The organism is Mesorhizobium sp. M1348 (assembly GCF_040317925.1).
Lineage (GTDB): Bacteria > Pseudomonadota > Alphaproteobacteria > Rhizobiales > Rhizobiaceae > Mesorhizobium.
The window spans coordinates 21,990-43,290 of sequence record NZ_JAMYLH010000035.1 but is presented as its reverse complement, the minus strand read 5'-3'; the positions used below and the strand labels follow the sequence as shown (position 1 = coordinate 43,290).

Here is a 21,301-nt window from a genome sequence, read left to right as displayed (position 1 = left end):
CAGCAAGCTGCGTAAGAAACTCTGCAGCTCGACTTTAAAGGTTCGGCTGCCGGGAAGCCCGGCGCACTGTTCAACGACGGCAAGCTGACAAAGGACGGGCGGCGAGCTATCGGAAAAGTGCTTTCGGCGTTTAGCAACTCGGCTGGCGGGGTGGTGTTAATCGGCGTGGATTGCAGATCGATTGGGGAGGGGGCGGACGTCGCTCAAGCGCTCGATCCTGTACCAGTCTGGGAGACGGCCTTGAGCGCGGTAAGCTCGGCCGTTGGAGACCTACTACAGCCGAAGAACGGTGGCATTCGAGTGGCCGGATTTCCGTCTATGAATGATAATTCCGTTGGTTACCTATTAATCGACGTCCCTCGTTCGGAACGACGTCCGCACATGTGCAACATGGCGAAGCAGTATTTTAAGCGATCTGCTTCGAGCAGCTATGCGATGGAGCATTTCGATATCGAAGACGCTTTTCGCAGAAACGGCTCTCCGGACCTGGATCTTGTATATGACTTCACGGAGAACATGACCTCCGGACCGCTGGTGAACGCCTCAATCAGCTTAGCGATAAAGAACGAGGGCCTAGCGACAGCTAAGCATGTTTCGCTGACCGTTATTGAGCGGTCGGGGGTTAGGACAAAAAATGGCAGCCCATATGGCGCCGCGCTGACCAAGGTTCAACAATTCGGAGAGAGTCTTCGCCTAATCGGCCCAGAGGGTTTCGTGGTGAACCCTGGTGATACGCAAATCTTCGAGCATTTCGCAATCCAGTTCAACTTCGAAGGGCCGGTTTTCAAGGCAGGCGGAATGCCAATCGACGCCGCGACCTTTCTTTCGCGGTATTCACTCAGCGCCGAAAACATGCGCCCGAAACAAGGAACTTTAGTCTTGGGTCCTGCTGATTTCGATCGTGGGGCCCGCCTATTGAAACCAGGCAACATAAAGATGAGCCCACCATGAGGCGGGGTGCTCTGAAGGGACTGTTTGCCCGCTGTTTTCAAGCATGAATCCCTGTTGGCGCGGCTCACTGCTCCTCCACTGTTCTCAGTGGGGAACGGCCGCCGGACGCTGTTCCGCCGCTGTTTTCAGCGAGCGTGCTAACCGTTCCCCAACTGTTTTCAATTGCAGCGGTTAATCCGGAATCCCCGAATTAAATTCGGCTCAAGCCCTTGGCGGCACCACTCAAACGAATGGCAATTATCTGTCTGAATGCGTTTAGGGTCCATTCGCGGAGGCCCACGCATCCGTCGCGTGGGGGACACAGTAACTTCCCCTTTAAAGGCGTCGAGATGCCACGAGCACCGAAAAGTCAGTTCCTTAGACCTAAAGATCGAGCGATCTGCCAGCGGGTTGTCGACCAGATAGCCGCCGACGCCAAATCGTACAGCACCTCGATAGACAGCCAGATTCTCGCGTCGACCACACTGTCTCTCTTTCAATCGGGGGTCGTCAATGAAGTGAATTTGCTGGCACATGTTCGCGCGCGTCGCCATGACTTCACCAAGCAGGCCGGCACTGCGTCGCAGGTCGCTTCTTGACGCCCTCAGGAGCTGGCCGGCATGCACCGGCACTCGCCACCTTGCCCGATAGCGAGTGAAAAAATGGGTGGCCTGAGGCGCTCACCCACTCTGACGAGTAGCATGCTGTTCCGACGCTGTTCTGAGCATCCGACTCAACCGGGTGTGCCAGTCCGTTTTGAGAATCCGGTAACGAACCGCTCCCTCACGGCGCTTCTCGCTTCATCCTGTCGATGATCTCTATTATCGTAACCGCTGTTCTCAGGCCACGGCATTCCCCAGTGGAGATTGGCAAGCTCGCGCGCGCGGTCCTGCGCATTGCGGACTACAGGCCCGAATTGGTTGGGATAGATGTCAATGGAGGGTTCAAGGTTGCCTACGACATCGCGCAAGGCGCGGGTCCATTGGCGGATCGCTTCGTGCGACGTGGTGATGTTGTAGAGATTGCTCAACTATGGTTCTCGATAAAATTCTGTCGTGGCTTTTCCAACCGCACCGTTGGGTCCGTTTTGCTCGTCAACGTATTGCTGGTTCACTTTTTTGAATTTTTGATCGATGGAATGCAACCGCTGAGCAACAAAGCTCCTGAGACGATTACAACTGCGGTCGTTCTTCATCGACAGGTTAGCCGTTAACTCATCCATGGCGTTAGTCGTTTGAATGGCCCACTGTCGCGTTTTCGCGTCACTAGCGACCACTGTGGATAGGAACGCGTTCCAACGCTTTCGCAATTTCGGCGACACCTTGCCCTCTAGCCGCGGATAGGTCGTAATAAGATACAGCGTATAATCCGCCTCCCTGACATAGCAAGTGGATGGCTCCGAATGGGCAAACTCAATCTCGCGTCTTATGGTTGCCGTCAGCTTGGCTCCCCCACGTCGGGTCAACTGTCGGCCGATTTCCTTGCTGGAGATTCCCGTAATTCCGTAGGGGGTATCCTTTGGGATGACTTTGACACCGGCCTGCGCAACTGAAGCACAAATCAATGTTCCAGCCATCGCCAAAGCGGCGAACAAGTTGGATGCTGCCGATGCTGCTCGCATATAGCCCCCACTAACGTTTACCAAAAATTGGCCACCGACTTGTCCCGGCAGCTAAACTTGCCGCCCGTACCCGAGTCCTTGATGCTTCCGTTGCAGAAGCGGCCGTTGGAATATGTTACTCGTACAGGACAACTGGTGGTCAGGTGTACCCCGCTCACGCGCAAATCGCCAACTGCCGAGGCCGCGCCAGACAGCTTGCAGGCAGCAAATACCCCTAATTCCACGCTGCGTTACCCAGCCAAGCGGACAGCATCACCGATCAGCGGCCGAAAATTTGGATAAGCGCCCTAAGATCTCGCCGCCCCTTCCATCACAGACGAAAATGTCTGCCCTTGAGCATCAGGATATTCGGATCATCTTCCTCGTCTTCATCGGGCTCCTAAGCGGCCGGTGCCTCCAGCAGGTCGATGGCGGGCATCATTGAAAACAACGAAATGTAGGCGCGACTGCGGAGTGCTTAGTTTGATTTGACTCGCGTAATGCACCGGCAGTTTAATCTCCTGTCAGGGCAAAGAGGGGCCACGAACAGGGAGAAAACAATGGCCGTGCAAAAGGAAGACTACCGAACGAACAGAGCCGACTTTGCCATCGCTGCTATGCATAGTCGAGCGACCGCTGAGGACGACCGTGCCGAGCTAGTCGCATCAAGAAAGTCCCTTTGGCTCAGAGATCGGCGATCTGCAATATTGGTTGCAAACCCGTCAGAAAGCACCCCTCAACCGAAGGCTAAACCGCGCGGTTAGCGGGTCAGGTCGTAGCCACTTCCTCCTGCTATCGTCAATCGCGCCCTTGCGAGGGCGAAGCTTTTGACGTTGCGTGTGAGTAGGGGGATATCACATTGCGCAAACACCACACCTTCGCGGCGGCGGGGGCCGCGATTATCCTTTTGAGCGGATGCTCTGGTTCCGGGCCCAAGGATGCCGGATGGGGGTTCGCCAGGCCGAGGCAGCCATCGCATTGGTTCTGTTTTGAACACCGTGCCGACGGAGAAGCGTATCTTAAGGGGCACGTCGAAAAATGATCAGCCCGCCAAGACGACAGGGCGAATATGCCGATCGCGAAATCGATTGCCAGGAGGCAATGGAGCCGGGCTTTCAGGCGATCGTCGACCTGCATGATCGATGCGGGCTGGGCGCCCGGGGAGGTCATGCGGTCGCTCAAGAGGCTCATCGCTGCCGACAACATGATGCAGAAGGAAAAATGCCAAGAGTCGAGGCGCAACTCGTCATTGCGCGCGCCATGATGCGCTTCGGCCGGCCTTGACGATCGACAGCCCAGCGCCAGTATCCTGGCGATGGATGGGAACGATATCGGCCCCCATGTGTTAGAAATCCATGGACACTATGGAACCCCAGGGCCACGGGATGGCGGCCGATATTTTGACATCGGAAGTTGCCAATGCCAGGCAGCGCATCCACCGGACCGAGCTCGCGCTTCAACGCACTGAAGAAATGCTGGCCGAGAATCTTGCGCTGTGCAGCAGGATACGAACTGCGGTCGAGGCCGCAGACCGCTTGGTGGAGATCGATCCCGCCAGCGTTGAAGGACGCCGCGCGGGTTGACCTGGGCTGGCGTTTCATTCGTCGCGACCTTCAGGCCACCGGCGCCCAGGCCACCGGCGTCATCACCGTGCGAACAAGCCGGAACCAACGGCGACCACAAGCGGTTTACCAATCGAAGGGACCGCAATGGATTCGGAATAATGGAATTTTTGGATATGGAACTGGCGAGAGCCCGACAGCGGCTTAACCGGGCCGAGCGCTCCCTCGAACGTGCAAATGAAATGCTGGATGAAGGCTGCGGTGTCGGCATCAATATCGCGCTGTGCAGCAGGATCCGGGCTGCGCAACGACGCGTGGCCGAGGCGAGATTGCGGTTGACGAAGATCGAGCCTGGCCAGCCTGGCCGCACGGAGCAGCTCACAAGGTTTGAGCCTATTGGCCGATAGCCGCACAGCGATCTAGCGGCAGAGCGATAGGTCTGGCTCATGCGAAGCGGATGCGGCGTGGGCTGAACCGGCCTGCAGCTCGTGAGCCTGGCGATCGAGCTGACCTGCCCGGCCGGCGTGCTGCCGAGCGAGGAGGCAGTCAACTTGCTCTATGGACCGTTGCCGGTGCATGAGGGCGAGGCGCTTGCAAAGGCCATCATCGAAACCGTCGACCGACTGACCCGGTGCCGAGACCAAGTCAGTGACCAAGCCCTAAAGCTTCGGCCGCAGATCGAGGGTCAACAGACGCGCTTCTCTTAGGATCGAGGCACGATCGAGCCCGATCAGAGATGCGATGTCACGTATTTGCTGCTCAGTGGCACCGGACTCCCGTGCAAGCGCGCGTAGATTTTCGTCCGTCAGGCCTGCCGGCCTTGATTCTTTTTTCGGCCATCACACCAATGCCTCCGGTTGGGGCAGGAGTGCGATGGTCGCTCCCAAGCGTCAGCGCCCATGGTGCGTAGCTGGCGATCTTTCATAGTACGTTCTCGCGCCGATTTTAGCCAGTGGCCTTCGTTTTAGGCAGTGTCTCGGGTGACACTACCTTCTTTTAGTGGTCCTGATCCTCGTCGTCGAAGGCCAGCAGCGAAGCGTGGCGTACCATGATCATTTTATTAAATTAGCAATGATGCATGAACGGGCGTATAATCCGCTCCAGCTGGGGGCGAACGCTCTCAGCCGGTACGCCCAGCGGCCAAATCGCCCCTCCAACTGCCGTCGCGCTATCAGGTTATGATGGGTGACGACGTGAGACGGGATAAGCACAATCCGCCAACTATGAAGGGCAAAATCCACGGGTCGCCGGACAACGACGAACCGGGGCATTTGGAGTTCTGCCCAATTTGCGGCCAGACATTCGACAAGCGAAACCTTGTCGAAGTGCTGCATCATCACCTTCCCGAGCATGAGCCGTTCGCGACGGATAGGTGACAGAGGTCGAAGCCGCCTCGGTATTCCGCGAATTGGATAAAAAGTCCCGCCGCACATGCCAGGACGGCGGGATCCGATCAAGTGGCTTGCACCAGGCTGGGGGGATGCGGGGGTTGGGCTTGCCCGGTGCACGGGGACCGTCCGGAACTTTAGGCCCATCATCTGCAATGCGTCCACCAACCGTCGGTGGAAGAAATTCGGCTACCGACAGATCGGTCATCCCGGATCGCTGTGGCCAGCAACTCGTGCCAGTGACGGCATCTCGTGTGAAAGCCTTTGTTGAAGAAACTAAGGAACGGCTCACGCGCATGGCCGAGGAAGGCGGCAAGGTGACAATCGACCTTGGAACGCTTATGACGATTGATATCGACCAGGTCAGGCTGGTCGAGAAGTACAGGGCGCCGAAGCGCAAAAAGCCCCTGCGGGACATGCTGAATTAGCTCTTTGTATGTAAAAAACAGACATTGAACATTTTCCGGCAATCCTAGTTAGGATGGATGCCGCGCTATTTCTTCGACTTGTCCAGCAATGGAGAGACCTTCCCAGACCCTGAAGGTTCAGAGCTTCCGAGCCTGGAATCTGCGGAGGACGAGGCAGCAAAAACGCTGCTTGAAATCGCAAGAGAAAAGCTGTCCGATGGCACCTACCACGAGGCTGGCATTCAAGTCCGCGACGAAGCAGGCAACCAGCTAGTCCAGATCGTGGTCAAATTCGAACTGAACCGCATAGCGCCCATCAGACAATGAATCGATGGGAACCTGATCGTCTTCACCTTGAAGGTGCCCGGTTATGCCAAGCGCGGGCGTGGCGTCATGTGGACGACCTTCATTCGACTATCGAAGAGACGCGTCGGACAATCGAAGCATCGCGCCAGTTGCTGGCCCAGCTAGCCGCCAAAGAGGACCGGCCCCTGATAACTGATCAAGAAGAACGGCCACCCGTCCCGGACTGGCCGCCGCCTATCGCGGAACCTAGCTGAGACTAGTGTAATCGGCCGCCCGGCCTGGGCTCGCCCTTCATCCAAAAATGGCGCACCCGTGCCCGGTCAGTGCACGTTTCTGCCTGTAGTTTGAACCGCGAGCACCGGGACTCGACCAGGCAGCGGGCTGAAATGACCGCTGAGCAAAACTCCGTTACTTGTTGCAGTTCTGCATATCCGACGTCATAGCCCCGCTGGGGGTGTTGTTGTCGGCATCGTTGCCCGCCGTATCCTTGCAGCGGTCCTCCATACCGTTTGTCTGCGGCGTGGTGGCATTCGTTGCGTTCGGATCGATCGTGTTCGGGGTAGTTGCGCTGCCAGTCCCGGTGTTGCCGCCGGAAGTGCCTGTGTTGACGCCGGTATTGGGGCCGTTACCCGTTCCGCCGGTCCCGGAGCCCATCGATTGTGCCATGGCAGATGTAGCCAGACCGATAGCAAGTAGGGATGCAGAGAGAATTTTGATCATCTTAGTGTCTCCATCGAGTTGCATCGCGCTATCGCGATCTATACCCAACGAGAGTTTTTTCGAGATGTTCCGTTGGACAGAAATAGTGATCGATACAATCACTATGGACCTTTGTTGCTCGTCGTTTCATGAATGCGACGCCGAAATTCCTGCCGCATAGCGGCAATTTCGTCTGGAACCAAATCGAGCATGCCGCGTTGTTGCGCTTGCGGGGAGTTGTGTCGGGCCGCAGGGGATACCAGGACATTCAAGAAATCCGTGAGCTGGGAGGGCGCTGTGAGCGTGCTTGCATCCACAAGGCAATTGGATCGCCGTCAAATACTGAACGCACTGAAGGCTTTTCGGAGCGGTGATTTCTCCGTTCGCATCGACAATGTCTACGCCGGCCTCGATTCCGAGATCGCCGATACCTTCAACGAAATCGTAGAGCTCAACGATCAGGTCACGCGCGAGTTCGAACGCCTCAGCAAGGTCGTCGGCAAGGATGGCCGGATCGGCGAACGCGGCCGTGTCCGCAACGCCACCGGCAGCTGGGAATCGAGCGTCCGTTCCGTCAACGATCTGATCGAGGACATGGTTCAGCCGACGGCCGAAGTGGCGCGCGTCATCGGCGCGGTCGCCAAGGGCGACCTGTCGCAGACGATGATGGTCGAAATCGACGGCCGGCCGTTGCGCGGCGAATTCCTGCGCATCGGCAAGATCGTCAACACCATGGTCGGGCAACTGGCCTCCTTCGCCTCGGAGGTGACGCGCGTGGCGCGCGAGGTCGGCACCGAAGGCAAGCTCGGCGGCCAGGCGCGCGTGAAGGGTGTGGCCGGGACCTGGAAGGACCTGACCGACAACGTCAACGCGATGGCGACGAACCTGACCGGACAGGTGCGCAACATCGCCGAGGTGACGACCGCCGTCGCTTCCGGCGACCTGTCGAAGAAGATCACCGTCGATGTGAAGGGCGAAATCCTCGAGCTCAAGAACACCATCAATACGATGGTCGACCAGCTGAATTCCTTTGCCTCGGAAGTGACACGCGTTGCGCGCGAGGTCGGTACAGAAGGCAAGCTCGGCGGCCAGGCGCGCGTCGAAGGTGTCGGCGGCACCTGGAAGGACTTGACCGACAACGTGAACCTGATGGCCGAAAACCTGACCGGCCAGGTGCGCAACATCGCCGAGGTGACTACGGCTGTGGCGCTTGGCGACCTGTCGAAGAAGATCACGGTCGACGTCAAGGGCGAGATCCTCGAGCTGAAATCGACGATCAACACCATGGTCGACCAGCTGAACTCCTTTGCCGGCGAAGTGACGCGCGTCGCCCGCGAAGTCGGCACCGAGGGCAAGCTTGGCGGCCAGGCTCAGGTGCGCGGCGTTGCCGGCACCTGGAAGGACTTGACCGACAACGTCAATTCGATGGCCGAGAACCTGACCGGCCAGGTCCGCAACATCGCCGAGGTGACGACCGCCGTCGCTTCCGGCGACTTGTCGAAGAAGATCACCGTCGCCGTGCAAGGCGAAATCCTCGAGCTCAAGGACACCATCAACACGATGGTCGATCAATTGAACTCCTTCGCGTCCGAAGTGACGCGCGTGGCGCGCGAGGTCGGCACCGAAGGCAAGCTCGGCGGCCAGGCCGAGGTGAAGGGGGTCGGCGGCACCTGGAAGGACCTGACCGATAACGTCAACCTGATGGCCGCCAACCTGACCGGCCAGGTGCGCAACATCGCCGAGGTCACCACCGCAGTGGCGCGCGGCGACCTGTCAAAGAAGATCACCGTCGACGTCAAGGGCGAAATCCTGGAGCTCAAGGACACCGTCAACACGATGGTCGACCAGCTGAACTCCTTCGCCTCGGAAGTGACGCGTGTGGCGCGCGAAGTGGGTTCGGAAGGCAAGCTCGGCGGCCAGGCGCATGTCGAGGGCGTCGGCGGCACCTGGAAGGACCTGACCGACAACGTCAACGCCATGGCCGGCAATCTGACCGTGCAATTGCGCGACGTCTCCAAGGTGGCGACGGCAATTGCGACCGGCGACCTGACCCAGAAGATCACGGTCGATGCGCTGGGCGAGATCCTGCAGATCAAGGACGTCATCAACACGATGGTCGACCAGCTGAATTCCTTCGCCTCCGAGGTGACGCGCGTGGCGCGCGAGGTCGGTTCCGACGGCAAGCTCGGCGGCCAGGCACAGGTGCGCGGTGTTGCCGGTACCTGGAAAGACCTGACCGACAACGTCAATGCGATGGCCGCCAACCTGACCGGCCAGGTGCGCAACATCGCCGAGGTGACGACGGCAGTGGCGCTGGGCGACCTGTCGAAGAAGATCACGGTCGATGTGCGCGGCGAGATCCTCGAGCTCAAGGACACCATCAATACGATGGTCGACCAGCTGAATTCCTTTGCCTCCGAAGTGACGCGTGTGGCGCGCGAGGTCGGCACCGAAGGCAAGCTCGGCGGCCAGGCGCAGGTGCGCGGCGTTGCCGGCACCTGGAAGGATCTGACCGACAATGTGAATTCGATGGCCGAGAACCTGACCGGCCAGGTCCGCAACATCGCCGAGGTGACGACGGCTGTGGCGCGCGGCGACCTGTCGAAGAAGATCACCGTCGACGTCAAGGGCGAGATCTTGGAGCTGAAATCGACGATCAACACCATGGTCGACCAGCTGAACTCCTTTGCCGGCGAAGTGACGCGTGTCGCCCGCGAGGTCGGCACCGAGGGCAAGCTCGGCGGCCAGGCGCGGGTCGAGGGCGTCGCCGGTACCTGGAAGGACCTGACCGACAACGTCAACCTGATGGCGACGAACCTGACCAACCAGGTGCGCGGCATCGCCGAGGTCGTGACCGCGGTCGCGCAAGGCAATCTCAAGCGCAAGCTGACGGTCGATGCCAAAGGCGAGATCGCCTCGCTCGCCGACACCATCAACGGCATGATCGAGACGCTGGCGACCTTCGCCGACCAGGTGACCAACGTCGCCCGCGAGGTGGGCATCGAAGGCAAGCTCGGCGGTCAGGCCCGGGTGCCCGGCGCTGCCGGCCTTTGGCGCGACCTGACCGACAACGTCAATCAGCTCGCCGCCAACCTGACCACCCAGGTGCGCGCCATCGCCGAGGTGTCGACTGCGGTGACCAAGGGCGATCTGACCCGCTCGATCAGCGTCCAGGCCTCCGGTGAGGTGGCGGCCCTGAAAGACAACATCAACGAGATGATCCGCAATCTGAAGGACCAGACGCTGAAGAATGCCGAGCAGGACTGGCTGAAGACCAATCTCGCCCGGTTCTCGCGCATGCTGCAGGGCGAGCGCGACCTGGCCACGGTCTCGCGTCTGATCATGTCCGAACTCGCCCCGCTGGTGAATGCGCAATATGGCGTGTTCTACGTGACCAACCGCGACGAGGATGAATTCTATCTGGAGCTCGCCGCCTCCTATGGCGCCGAAAGCAAGGCGGAGATCAAGCAACGCCTCGATCTGCGCGAAGGCCTTGTCGGGCAAAGTGCCGCCGACAAGCGCGCCATCATGCTGGACAATGTGCCGCCGAATTTCCTGCGCGTCACCTCCGGCCTTGGCAATGCCGCGCCGGCGAACGTGATCATTCTTCCGGCTCTGTTCGAAGACGAGGTGAAGGCCGTCATCGAACTCGCCTCGTTCAGCGAATTCCGCGACACGCACCAGTCGTTCCTCAACCAGCTGATGGAATCCGTCGGCATCGTTCTCAACACCATCGCCGCCACCATGCGCACCGAAGGCCTCCTCAAGCAGTCGCAGCTGCTGACGTCGGAGTTGCAGGCGCGTCAGACCGAGCTGACCAAGAAGCAGGAGGAGCTGCACGCCACCAATGAGGAGCTGCAGGAAAAAGCGCAGCTGCTCGAGAACGAAAAGAAGCAGGTGGAGAACAAGAACCTCGAAATCGAGATGGCGCGACGGGCGCTGGAGGAGAAGGCCGAGCAGCTGGCGCTTACCTCGAAATACAAGTCGGAATTCCTCGCCAATATGAGCCACGAACTGCGCACGCCGCTGAACTCGCTGCTCATCCTTTCAAACCTGCTCGCAACCAACCAGCAAGGCAATCTCAACGACAAGCAGGTCGAGTTCGCGCGCACCATCAATTCGGCCGGCACCGATCTTTTGAGCCTCATCAACGACATCCTCGATCTGTCGAAGATCGAATCGGGCACCGTCTCGATCGACATCAACGACATGCCGGTGGTGCATCTTCGCCAGCATATGGAGCGAACCTTCCGGCAGCTGGCGACCGACAAGGGACTTGGCTTCACCATCAATGTCGACCCCGAGCTTCCGGAGACCGTTCGCACCGACGAGAAGCGATTGCAGCAAATTGTGCTCAACCTTTTGTCGAACGCGTTCAAATTCACCTCGCAAGGCGAGGTCCGCTTGAATTTCCGGGCCGAAAAGACGGGCCGTCACAACGGTTCGGCGCAACCGATGGAGGCGCTCGCGATCGTGGTCAGCGATACCGGCATCGGTATTCCGCAGGACAAGCAGAAGCTGATCTTCGAAGCCTTCCAGCAGGCCGACGGCACCACAAGCCGCAAATATGGCGGCACTGGGCTTGGGCTCTCGATCAGCCGGGAGATTGCCCGGCTGCTCGGCGGCGAATTGCGGGTCGAGAGCACGCCGGGCAAGGGTTCGACGTTCACGCTGGTCATTCCATTCGATGGACCCCGGATGGCGTTGGCCCCGCAAGCGGCGCTGCTGCCGGCGATGGAGGTGGCCGCAACGACAGCGCAGCCGAGCCCGCCGTCCTCCGAATTGCTCGATGACCGCGACACGATCTCACCGGAAGATCGGGTCGTGCTGATCGTCGAGGACGACCCGACCTTCGGCGGTCTGCTGCTCGGCCTCGCACGTTCGGCCGGGCTGAAAGGCGTCCTGTCGACCGCGGGCTCCGGCACGCTGGCTTTGGCGCGCAAGCTGGTTCCCGATGCTATCACGCTCGATCTCGGACTGTCGGATATCGACGGCTGGGTGTTGTTCGATCTGCTTCGCCACGACCCGAAAACCAAGGACATTCCCGTCCATGTCATTTCGGGCGCCGAGGATATCGAGGTGCTTGCCCGCAGGGGTGCATCCAGCATTTCAACCAAGCCCGTATCGTCGGACGAACTGATGAAGGTCTTCCAGGACATTCACTCCAGAAAGCTCCGCGTCCAGCGCCGCGTCCTGATTGCCGATACCGATCCCGAGCGCCGCCTTTCGCTGATCGACGCGATCCGCGACGGCGTCACCTCGGTCACCGCGATCGGCCGCGTCGCGGCGAATGCGGACGATATCGGCATCGCCAACTATGATGCCGTTGTGCTCGGCTTTGGCCGCTCGGCCAGGGACAACGCCCAGATGCTGGATGAGATTGCCGTTCTGTTCGGGCAGTCGGTGTCGCTACTGCTGTTCTTTGCGCCTCATCCGGAAGCGCTGCAACAGTCGCTCGCCTTGCATCCGGCATTGGCGGATGTTCCGCGGGCGGAGAATTTCGCTCAGCTGGCTCTCGTGATGTCGGCAACTCTCCCCGGGCGTGGACATGAAAACGATGATGCCACAGCCGAACAGCCGGACAATGTAGTTCTCGCCGGCGCAAAGGTCCTCATCGTCGACGACGACATCCGCAACATCTATTCGCTTACCAGCGTTCTCGAGACCTATGACATCCAGGTGCTGCATGCGGAGCGCGGCCGGGAAGGTATCGCGCTTCTGGAGCAGAGCCCGGACATCGACGCCGCACTGATCGATATCATGATGCCGGAAATGGATGGCTACGAGACGATGCGGCAGATCCGCGGCATGCCGGCGATTGCCCATATCCCGTTGATCTCGGTTACCGCCAAGGCAATGAAGGGCGACCGGCAGAAGTGCCTCGACGCCGGCGCCTCCGACTACATCGCCAAGCCTGTCGACCTCGATCTGCTGCTGGCATTGCTGCGTGTCTGGATCGGCCGCTCGCGATCCCGTGTCCATGGTCCGGAAAAGACGCTCATGGCAGTGAACTGACGGCCGCTCGATGCAGAAACTGTCGAGGCACGGAGCAAGAAAGCTGGGGGTCATGGCGCCGGCAGCGGGGCCGGCAAAGGCGCGCATCCTGGCCGTGGATGACGACGAGCGCAATCTGCTGGCGATCGGCGAGGTTCTGGCCCCTATCGGTGATGTCGTCTGCGTGCAGTCGGGCGAAGAGGCGTTGCGCGCTCTGCTGAAGGAGGATTTCGCCGTCATCCTGCTGGATGTGCTGATGCCGCGGCTGGACGGCTACGAGACGGCGGGCTTGATCCGCCAGCGCGAGCAATCCAGGCGAACGCCGATAATTTTTCTCACCGCCATCAACAAGGAAGACGCCCACATGCTGCGCGGCTATGACGCCGGCGCGGTGGATTACGTGTTCAAGCCTTTCGACCCGGCCATGCTGCGTTCCAAGGTCGCCGTGTTCGTCGAGCTTCATGAGAAGACGCTGGAAATCCAGCAAAAGGCGGCTGCCGAGCAAGGGCTGCTGGCCCAGGCACTGCAGGCGCAGAAGGAAAAGCTCGAGGCCGAGCAGGCGCTGCGCAGCGCCCAGGAGCGGCAGCATGCCATTTTGAGCTCTCTTCCGGTCTGCTTCCACGCGCGGGCGGCGGAGCCGCCGTTCGGCGCCAGCTTTGTCACCGAAGGGGTCGAACGCTTGACCGGCTTTCCTGCCGAACGGCTGACCTCCGATCCAGGCTTCGGCCTGAGCCGCGTTCATCCCGACGATCTGCCGAGAGTGAGGCAAGCCCTGCTCGCAGCCAAGGCCACCGGCTCCTACACCTGCGAATTCCGCTGGCAATGCGCCGACGGCAATTACCGGATTTTTCTCGACCAGGGCGTCCTGTCGAACGGCTCCGACAGCCAAAAGCCAGAGATCCTCGGCACATTGCTGGACATTACCGAGCGGCGCGAGCTTGAGAACCAGCTGCTGCAATCGCAGCGCATCGACGCGATCGGCAAGCTTACCGGCGGACTGGCGCATGATTTCAACAATCTGCTTGCCGCAATTCTCAGCGGATTGGGATTGCTCGAGCGCCACGCCGAGTTCGATGGACAGGCCAGGCAGGTTCTGGAACTGACACGCCGGTCGGCAAAACAGGGCGCCGAACTCGTCAACCGCATGCTTGCCTTCTCGCGCCGCCAGACACTGAGGCCGCAGGCCGTGCGCCTTGCCGCGCTCGGCGATACAATGAACGGGTTGGTGGCCCCGGTCCTGGGAGGCCTGATCCGTTTCGATTGGCTTGTCGACGACACTGTGTGGCCGGCGCATGTCGATGCCAGCCAGCTGGAGCTGGCGCTGATGAACCTGGTCTTCAACGCGCGCGATGCCATGCCGTCCGGCGGCACGATAATCGTGGAGGCGCAAAATCGAACGCTAGGCCGTGCAGCCGAGGATATTTCGGCGGGCGACTATGTCGTGGTCACCGTCAAGGACACGGGGTCGGGCATACCGGCCGACATTCTCGCCAAGGTCGTCGAACCGTTCTTCACGACAAAACCGGTCGGCAAAGGCACTGGCCTCGGTCTGAGCACGGTGCATGGCTTCGTCAAGCAATCGGGCGGCACGCTCCGCATTGAAAGCACCGTCGGCAGTGGAACAGCCGTCCAGCTCTGGCTGCCGCGTTCAATCGAGCGCCCGGTCGAAATCGCCGAGACGTCCGATGCCGACGACACCGTCGTGAATGCCGGCGAGGACTATCCATCGGTCCTGCTGATCGACGACAGCAATGTACTGCGGGAACTGACGGCGCAATCGCTTCGCCAACACGGCTTTGCGGTTACCTGCGCCGGGGGTGGCGCGGAAGCGTTGGCGATGATCGAGCGGGCGCCGTACGACTTCGACGTCATCGTCACCGATTTTGCCATGCCGCTCGTCTCGGGCCTGGAGGTCATTCGGTTCGCCCGCAATCTGCGGGCCGATTGGCCGGCGGTGATGATAACCGGATATGCCGACGCCGACGCGATCGCCGACCGGCCCCCCGACGTGCCGCTGCTCGGCAAACCACTGCGCGAAAAGGACCTGATGGAGAGCATTCTTGCGGCGGCTGCGCGCACCGGCTCGCAGAGGGCCAAGCAGGCCCAGCCGGTGAAGAAGCGGACCATTGGAACCTGACGTACAGGTTGTCGTTGGATAGGTCGCTGGCTGCGTTAGGATCGGAGGAAAGACTGATGGCGACAGCGGACTGGCCTCTTCCTGAACGCTTCACCTTTCAAGGGAACTCGATCGCCTGGGGCGCGATGGGCGAGGGCTCACCCGCGGTATTGCTGCATGGCACGCCTTTCTCATCGTCGGCATGGCGTAGAATTGCGCCTTTGCTCGGCCAACAGAGGCGAATCTATTGCTTTGACATGCTCGGCTATGGTCGATCCGACAAACCCGACAGCGACGTGTCCCGTGGCATGCAGAACGAGCTTTTCGCGGCCCTTTACGATCATTGGGGCCTGCGTGACCCCGATATCGTTGCGCATGATCTCGGCGGCTCAACAGCGTTGCGCGGTCATTTGCTCAACGGGCTCGACTACCGGTCGCTGGTGCTGATCGATCCGGTCGCAATCAGCCCGCAAGGCTCACCACTTGTTCAGGCCGCCAAGAAACACGAGACGGTCTTTTCCGGCCTCCCGCACTACATTCACGAAGCGATCCTGCGCGCCTACATCGGCGGCGCCGTAGCGAATGCGCTACGCGAGGAAGAGATGGCGCTTTACCTCGCGCCGTGGCTGGGAGCCGAAGGCCAAAAAGCCTTCTGGCGCCAGGTCGCTCAGATGGATGACAAATACTCGCAAGAGGTCGAGTGGCGATACGGTGAGATTCGTTGCCCCGTTGCCATCCTGTGGGGCGAGGACGACCAGTGGATTCCCATCGCCGACGGTCGCGAGCTCGCGCGCCGCATTTCGAGCGCTTCCTTCCACGTCGTGCCGAACGCGAAGCATCTTATGCAGGAGGACGCGCCGGAAGCGATCGTGGCGACAGTGCTTGGCTTCTGGCGAGACCTGGAGGAGCGGGCAAATGCCCGCAAAAAATCGGCTTCGGCCGCTCGATCTCCACCGCGTCAATGACCGCGTCGGGCGCCTCTATCCGGTAGCCGATGCCATGGACAAGAATCCACTCCTTAGTGGCAGTCTTGAATCGAAACGGTACGTTTCGTATCGTTTACCTGGCAGCATCCAGCCTGTGCGCAACACCGAGCGCCGGCCATGGCGCGCTCGACGGGCTGTGATGCGGTTGATAAGCCCTCTCCGCAAGGAGAGTCGAGATATGACCGTTGCGATCGAGATGGGCCAGACGAGCGCAGGCGCCCCGGCGGCGCTGGATCTTGAGGAACTGCTGGCGACGCGGCTTCTGGTGCAGGGGAATTCGGGCTCCGGCAAATCCCATCTGCTGCGCCGGCTCTTGGAGCAGAGCGCGCCCTGGGTGCAGCAGACCATTATCGACCCCGAGGGCGACTTCGTGACGCTCGGCGACCGTTTCGGCCATCTGGTGATCGATGCCGAGGAGCATACCGCGCGCGGCCTGCAGAGCGCCGGCGAGCGGGCGCGCATCCACCGCGTCTCCACGGTGCTCAATCTCGAAGGGCTCGACGCCGAGAACCAGATGCGGCGCGCCGCCGCCTTTCTCGGCGGGCTGTTCGAGGTCGCCCGCGACCACTGGTACCCGATGCTGGTGGTGGTCGACGAGGCGCAACTGTTCGCGCCGGCGGTTGCCGGTGAGGTTTCGGACGAGGCGCGCAAGCTCTCGCTCGGCGCCATGACCAATCTGATGTGCCGTGGCCGCAAACGCGGGCTTGCCGGTATCATCGCCACCCAGCGGCTGGCCAAGCTCGCCAAGAACGTCGCCGCCGAGGCTTCCAATTTCCTCATGGGCCGGACCTTTCTTGATATCGACATGGCGCGCGCCGCCGACCTACTCGGCATGGAGCGGCGCCAGGCTGAGGCTTTCCGCGACCTCGAGCGCGGGCAATTCATGGCGCTCGGCCCGGCGCTGTCGCGCCGTCCGCTCGGCCTGCGCATCGGCCCGACCGATACAAGTCCGCGCAACGCGACCCCGCGCCTGATGCCGTTGCCGGAATCGGCACTGGAGGATGCCCGCGCCATCATCCTGGCGGCGCCGCCGCCGGAAACCGTCCGGCCGCAGCGCCGGTCGTCGCCGGACCTGCTCGATCAGCTGATGGCGGCGAAATCGGCGGCGCTGGAAATCCGCCCCGAACCGGTGGAGCCGCCGATCAGCGCTGAGGATCTGGCGGAGCGGCGCGAGCGCGTCGACCGGGTGCTGCGCGCCGTGCTGGCGCAACCCGATGCCGGCTTCCGTGTCATCGGCGTGCTCTATCAGGAGTTCGTGGTCCGCTGCCGCATCGAGGGCCTCGCCTCGGTCGTGCCGGACCTGCCGGAGTTCCGCCGCATGCTGACGCGCGCCCGCGCCGGCCTCGGCTCCGACATGGCCGGCGGTGACGCATGGCAGGACGTCTCGGCGCGCGCCTCGCTGCTGCCCGAGGATATGCAGGGCGTGTTCATGATGATCGCCCGCGCGGCGAAGGAAGGCTGGCCCTGCCCGAGCGACGCGGCGATCGCCCGCGCCTACGGCTCGCACTCGCTACGCCGCGCCCGGCGCCTGCTGACTTACATCGAGGAGCAGGGGCTGATCGTGTGTCAGCTCGACGGGGTTGGCCGGCGGACGGTGACGCTGGTGGAGCTGGCCTGGGCGACGGCGCCGGGGGATCCCAATGCCGAGGAGGCGGAGCAGGGGAGGCTGGCGGGGTGATGGCTGCTGCGGTTTAAGCGAAAGCTGACGTCGCTCAACATCACCAAAGCGCCAAGAGCGCTCATTGCCGAACCACTACTCAGACGTCGCGTTTTGAGCTGAGCACCCGACGCCTCCACCCCTACCTCTGAAAATGCCCCAACCCGTTCTCATTCAGATAGTCCACCGTCATCACCCGCGCGTGAATGCTGCCGGGGGAACCGACGAACGTCACCGATGACAGCGAGCCGATCGGCGCGTTCTCGCCGCGGGGGGTGAGGGCATAGGTGTCGCCGTCCCAGTGTTCGAGCGTGAATCGCATGGGCTTGGGGCCGAGTTCGAGCACCAGCTTTTCGCCATCAGCCAGCACGTTGGCGGTGTCGAAATAGTTGCTCGTATATTCGCCGGCGTAGAAGGATGGACTGCGCGCCTTGGCGGGGTTCGTCGGCTTGTCCTTGCCGGCGAGGTCGCCCACTGGCTTGTAGTAGCCCATGAACCGCGGCTTGATGTAGGGATACCAGTCGCGGGTCACCTGGCCATATTGCACGATGTCCATAAAGCTGGCGGCGACCGCCTCGGCGGCGCCGACGGGGGAGCCGTTGGTGAGCACGACGATACCGACATCGGCCGAGGGCAAGACCTGGAAGGTGGTGCCGGCGCCGAGCAGGAAGGCGCCGGAATGGCCCATGGTTGTGCGGCCATTGGCGTTCACCCCCACATTGAAGCCATAGCCATAGGAGCTGGCCCGCGTATCGGGCGTCTCGCCGCGGTAGGTCACGATCTGCGGTGTGATGGCCGGCTGCAGGATCTTCGGGTCGATCATGGGCTGGCCGTTATACGCGCCGTCGGCAAGCAGCAGGATCATCCACTTGGCAAGATCCTGGGCGCTGGAGGAGACGCCGCCCGCCGGCGCCTGCTGGTCGGGATCGCGGTCGTAGAGCGGCTTGAAGACATTGTCCGCGACGCGCGCATGCAACAGGGCGCGGTCGTTGCCGGCGGCAATGAAGTCCTTGTGCAGGTAGCTGCTCGAACGCATGCCTAGTGGATCGAACAGCAGGCTCTTGGCCAGCGGCTCCCAAGGCTGTTTCTCGGCATGGGCCACCGCCTCGGCGCCGATCGTCGTGCCGAAGTTGGCGTAGTGATAGGAGATGCGGAAGAGATCGAGCGGCACCATCCATAGGCTGCCGACGATCTGCTTGCGTTGGAAGCCGAGATCCTCGAGCTCGTCGCCCGCCGCCATCGGCAAGCCCGAGCGATGGGCGAAGAAATCGCCGATGGTGGCGTTGCCCGAGACATAGTCGAGATTGAGGCGGAAGCCATCCCAGATCTTGCCGACCGGGGTATCCCAGTCGAAGCTGTGGTCCTTCGTCATGGCGATGGCGGCCACCGTGGCCGAGATCGACTTCGACACCGAGGCGACCTGGAAGATGGTGGTGCTGCTGACCTTAGAGGTGTCGTCCCGGTTGTCGCGAAGGCCATAGCCTTCGTCAAAGATCATCTTGCCGCCATGCACCACCGCCACGGCGAAGCCGGGAACGTTGGATGCGTCCGCGACTTTCTTGACGATGTCCGGCAGGGCGGCCACCGCCTTCTCGACGCCGTCGGGATACAGCTGCATAGCATCCTGCGGCGGCGATGGCCCAAGCTCCGGCACGTTGGACTGCGCGGCTGCCATGGCGGGCAGCATGGTAACGAGAGAAAGTACCAGGAGAGCAGCGACTTTCTTCATTGCATGTCCTCAAACTTGCACCGATGATCGGACCATACGCGGCAAGATGAAAGATGGTTACGGCTATTTTCTACCGATATGTTTAAGTTCCAAAGATCAGACAGAGACGGCGGCTGCGCGTCATGTGATTTCGGGACCTGGTGAAGTATCCGCGTTACCTACGCGGGCGGCAATTGGACGGCGGGAGAACGTCAACATTCCAAGCCCGGGCGGCATCCAATCAGGAGTTGTTCGCCAACGGGCTGGCGGCCAACCAGAAAGTCATCGAAAGCCAATTACATGGCCCATCGCGAGGTCTACGGCCTGCTGCATGGGGTCCTGATGGTCAAGGGGCCGGGACGCTTCGTCTTGACCGATCTTGCTTGCGGCAAGTGGGCCGAAAGCTGCCCTTCCGCTTTCGGGACGAACGCCTGATTCAGATCCAAACTATTGCACCAAGCCACTCCCGCCCTGCTGCTACTTCTTGCTTAATCAGAGATCTGACCGTGCCCGCATAAGGTTTTGTGCGTTGTCCCATTGCCACGATGAGTTCTAGATTCTCCTTGTAGCTGAGGCGGGCAAAGTTAGCCGCTTTCACCTCGCCCTCGGCCTCCGCAGTATTAAGCCGTCGATACCAAGCTTCGCAGCGCTCGACCAATTGTACAAGTTGTGCACAGATTTGAGAACGTGCTCGCACTAGGCGGGATGATTGAGGTCGCCCGCGACCACTGGTACCCGATGCTGGTGGTGGTCGACGAGGCGCAGCTGTTCGCGCCGGCGGTTGCCGGCGAGGTTTCAGACGAGGCGCGCAAGCTCTCGCTCGGCGCCATGACCAATTTGATGTGCCGTGGCCGCAAACGCGGGCTTGCCGGTATCATCGCCACCCAGCGGCTGGCCAAGCTTGCCAAGAACGTCGCCGCCGAGGCTTCCAATTTCCTCATGGGCCGGACCTTCCTCGACATCGACATGGCGCGCGCCGCCGACCTTCTCGGCATGGAGCGGCGCCAGGCGGAGGCTTTTCGCGACCTCGAGCGCGGGCAATTCATGGCGCTGGGCCCGGCGCTGTCGCGCCGTCCGCTCGGCTTGCGCATCGGCCCGACCGATACGAGTCCGCGCAACGCGACCCCGCGCCTGATGCCGCTGCCGGAAGCGGCACTGGAGGATGCTCGCGCCATCATCCTGGCGGCGCCGCCGCCGGAAACCGTCCGGCCGCAGCGCCGCTCGTCGCCGGACCTGCTCGATCAGCTGATGGCGGCAAAATCGGCGGCGCTGGAAATCCGCCCCGAACCGGCGGAGCCGCCGATCAGCGCTGAGGATCTGGCGGAGCGGCGCGAGCGCGTCGACCGGGTGCTGCGCGCCGTGCTGGCGCAACCCGATGCCGGCTTCCGTGTCATCGGCGTGCTCTATCAGGAGTTCGTGGTCCGCTGCCGCATCGAGGGCCTCGCCTCGGTCGTGCCGGACCTGCCGGAGTTCCGCCGCATGCTGACCCGCGCCCGCGCCGGCCTCGGCTCCGACATGGCCGGTGACGACGCCTGGCAAAGACGTTTCGGCGCGCGCTTCGCTGCTGCCCGAGGATATGCAGGGCGTGTTCATGATGATCGCCCGCGCCCCCAAGGAAGGTTGGCCCTGCCCGAGCGACGCGGCGATCGCCCGCGCCTATGGCTCGCACTCGCTACGCCGCGCCCGGCGCCTGCTGACCTATATCGAGGAGAGGGGCTGATCGTGTGCCAGCTCGACGGGGTCGGACGGCGGACGGTGACGCTTGTGGAACTGGCCTGGGCGACGGCGCCGGGCGATCCCGGTGCCGCGGAGGCGGAGCAGGGGAGTTTGGCTGTGTGATGGGGGCGGGGCGGTTTGGGCGAAAGCTGACGTCGCTCAAGATCAGCAAAGCGCCAAGAGCGGTCATCGCCGAACCACTACTCAGATGTCGCGTTTGGGCCGACATCGG

General features: G+C 61.6%; 15 protein-coding genes and 2 pseudogenes. 12 read left to right on the top strand and 5 right to left on the bottom strand.

What is annotated here, in order from left to right; translation table 11 throughout:
- The first annotated feature begins 21 nt into the window (after positions 1-21).
- On the top strand, positions 22-951 hold the full coding sequence (locus tag NKH13_RS31445) for an RNA-binding domain-containing protein (RefSeq protein ID WP_352916688.1): 930 nt from the start codon (positions 22-24) through the stop codon (positions 949-951).
- A gap of 820 nt (positions 952-1,771) precedes the next feature.
- On the opposite strand, the pseudogene NKH13_RS31440 reads toward NKH13_RS31445, so the two are convergent.
- Together NKH13_RS31440 and NKH13_RS31435 are read right to left on the bottom strand one after the other, a co-directional pair.
- Positions 1,772-1,960: pseudogene (locus NKH13_RS31440) on the bottom strand (SOS response-associated peptidase); the annotation flags it as partial.
- Positions 1,961-2,551: a DUF922 domain-containing protein gene (locus NKH13_RS31435; RefSeq protein ID WP_352721536.1), complete on the bottom strand. Its 591-nt coding sequence runs from the start codon at positions 2,549-2,551 to the stop codon at positions 1,961-1,963.
- Positions 2,552-3,568: 1,017 nt separating this feature from the next.
- Between NKH13_RS31435 and NKH13_RS31430 the strand changes: the two genes are divergently transcribed.
- Together NKH13_RS31430 and NKH13_RS31425 are read left to right on the top strand one after the other, a co-directional pair.
- A complete protein-coding gene (locus tag NKH13_RS31430; RefSeq protein WP_352721534.1) occupies positions 3,569-3,814 on the top strand; it encodes a hypothetical protein in 246 nt (81 codons plus the stop codon).
- A 101-nt stretch (positions 3,815-3,915) separates the two neighbouring features.
- Positions 3,916-4,113: a hypothetical protein gene (locus NKH13_RS31425; RefSeq protein ID WP_352721532.1), complete on the top strand. Its 198-nt coding sequence runs from the start codon at positions 3,916-3,918 to the stop codon at positions 4,111-4,113.
- A 62-nt stretch (positions 4,114-4,175) separates the two neighbouring features.
- Here NKH13_RS31425 and NKH13_RS31420 read toward each other — a convergent pair whose 3' ends face one another.
- Positions 4,176-4,400, bottom strand: coding sequence for a hypothetical protein (locus NKH13_RS31420; RefSeq protein WP_352464442.1), 225 nt, complete (start codon positions 4,398-4,400; stop codon positions 4,176-4,178).
- Between the two features lie 180 nt (positions 4,401-4,580).
- On the opposite strand from NKH13_RS31420, the gene NKH13_RS31415 reads away from it, so the two are divergent.
- From NKH13_RS31415 to NKH13_RS31405, 3 genes are all read left to right on the top strand, one after another.
- Positions 4,581-4,799, top strand: coding sequence for a hypothetical protein (locus NKH13_RS31415; protein ID WP_352916677.1), 219 nt, complete (start codon positions 4,581-4,583; stop codon positions 4,797-4,799).
- A gap of 935 nt (positions 4,800-5,734) precedes the next feature.
- Positions 5,735-5,908 carry a hypothetical protein gene (locus NKH13_RS31410; RefSeq protein ID WP_352516943.1) on the top strand — a complete coding sequence of 58 codons (174 nt, stop codon included), beginning with the start codon at positions 5,735-5,737 and terminating at the stop codon, positions 5,906-5,908.
- A 57-nt stretch (positions 5,909-5,965) separates the two neighbouring features.
- Positions 5,966-6,214 (top strand): DUF6894 family protein, encoded by a 249-nt coding sequence (locus tag NKH13_RS31405; protein ID WP_352464438.1) that lies wholly within the window; start codon positions 5,966-5,968, stop codon positions 6,212-6,214.
- Positions 6,215-6,601: 387 nt separating this feature from the next.
- On the opposite strand, the gene NKH13_RS31400 is transcribed toward NKH13_RS31405, so the two are convergent.
- Complete coding sequence (locus NKH13_RS31400) at positions 6,602-6,913, bottom strand: hypothetical protein (protein WP_352721529.1); 312 nt, start codon at positions 6,911-6,913, stop codon at positions 6,602-6,604.
- A gap of 282 nt (positions 6,914-7,195) precedes the next feature.
- Here NKH13_RS31400 and NKH13_RS31395 point away from each other — a divergent pair, with 282 nt between their 5' ends.
- From NKH13_RS31395 to NKH13_RS31380, 4 genes are all read left to right on the top strand, one after another.
- Entirely contained in the window at positions 7,196-12,907 is a 5,712-nt protein-coding gene (locus tag NKH13_RS31395; RefSeq protein ID WP_352721555.1) for a HAMP domain-containing protein, read from the top strand.
- Positions 12,908-12,959: 52 nt separating this feature from the next.
- Positions 12,960-15,023, top strand: a complete 2,064-nt coding sequence (locus NKH13_RS31390; protein ID WP_352721527.1) for a PAS domain-containing hybrid sensor histidine kinase/response regulator — start codon at positions 12,960-12,962, stop codon at positions 15,021-15,023.
- Positions 15,024-15,079: 56 nt separating this feature from the next.
- Positions 15,080-15,967 (top strand): alpha/beta fold hydrolase, encoded by an 888-nt coding sequence (locus NKH13_RS31385; protein WP_352721525.1) that lies wholly within the window; start codon positions 15,080-15,082, stop codon positions 15,965-15,967.
- 199 nt (positions 15,968-16,166) lie between these two features.
- Entirely contained in the window at positions 16,167-17,666 is a 1,500-nt protein-coding gene (locus NKH13_RS31380) for a helicase HerA domain-containing protein (protein WP_352721524.1), read from the top strand.
- Between the two features lie 121 nt (positions 17,667-17,787).
- On the opposite strand, the gene NKH13_RS31375 is transcribed toward NKH13_RS31380, so the two are convergent.
- Positions 17,788-19,374 (bottom strand): serine hydrolase, encoded by a 1,587-nt coding sequence (locus tag NKH13_RS31375; RefSeq protein ID WP_352721522.1) that lies wholly within the window; start codon positions 19,372-19,374, stop codon positions 17,788-17,790.
- Positions 19,375-19,653: 279 nt separating this feature from the next.
- Between NKH13_RS31375 and NKH13_RS31370 the strand changes: the two genes are divergently transcribed.
- Both NKH13_RS31370 and NKH13_RS31365 read left to right on the top strand, forming a co-directional pair.
- Complete coding sequence (locus NKH13_RS31370) at positions 19,654-19,788, top strand: hypothetical protein (RefSeq protein WP_352721520.1); 135 nt, start codon at positions 19,654-19,656, stop codon at positions 19,786-19,788.
- A gap of 261 nt (positions 19,789-20,049) precedes the next feature.
- Positions 20,050-21,192, top strand: a pseudogene (locus NKH13_RS31365) (ATP-binding protein); the annotation flags it as partial.
- Between the last annotated feature and the right edge of the window lie 109 nt (positions 21,193-21,301).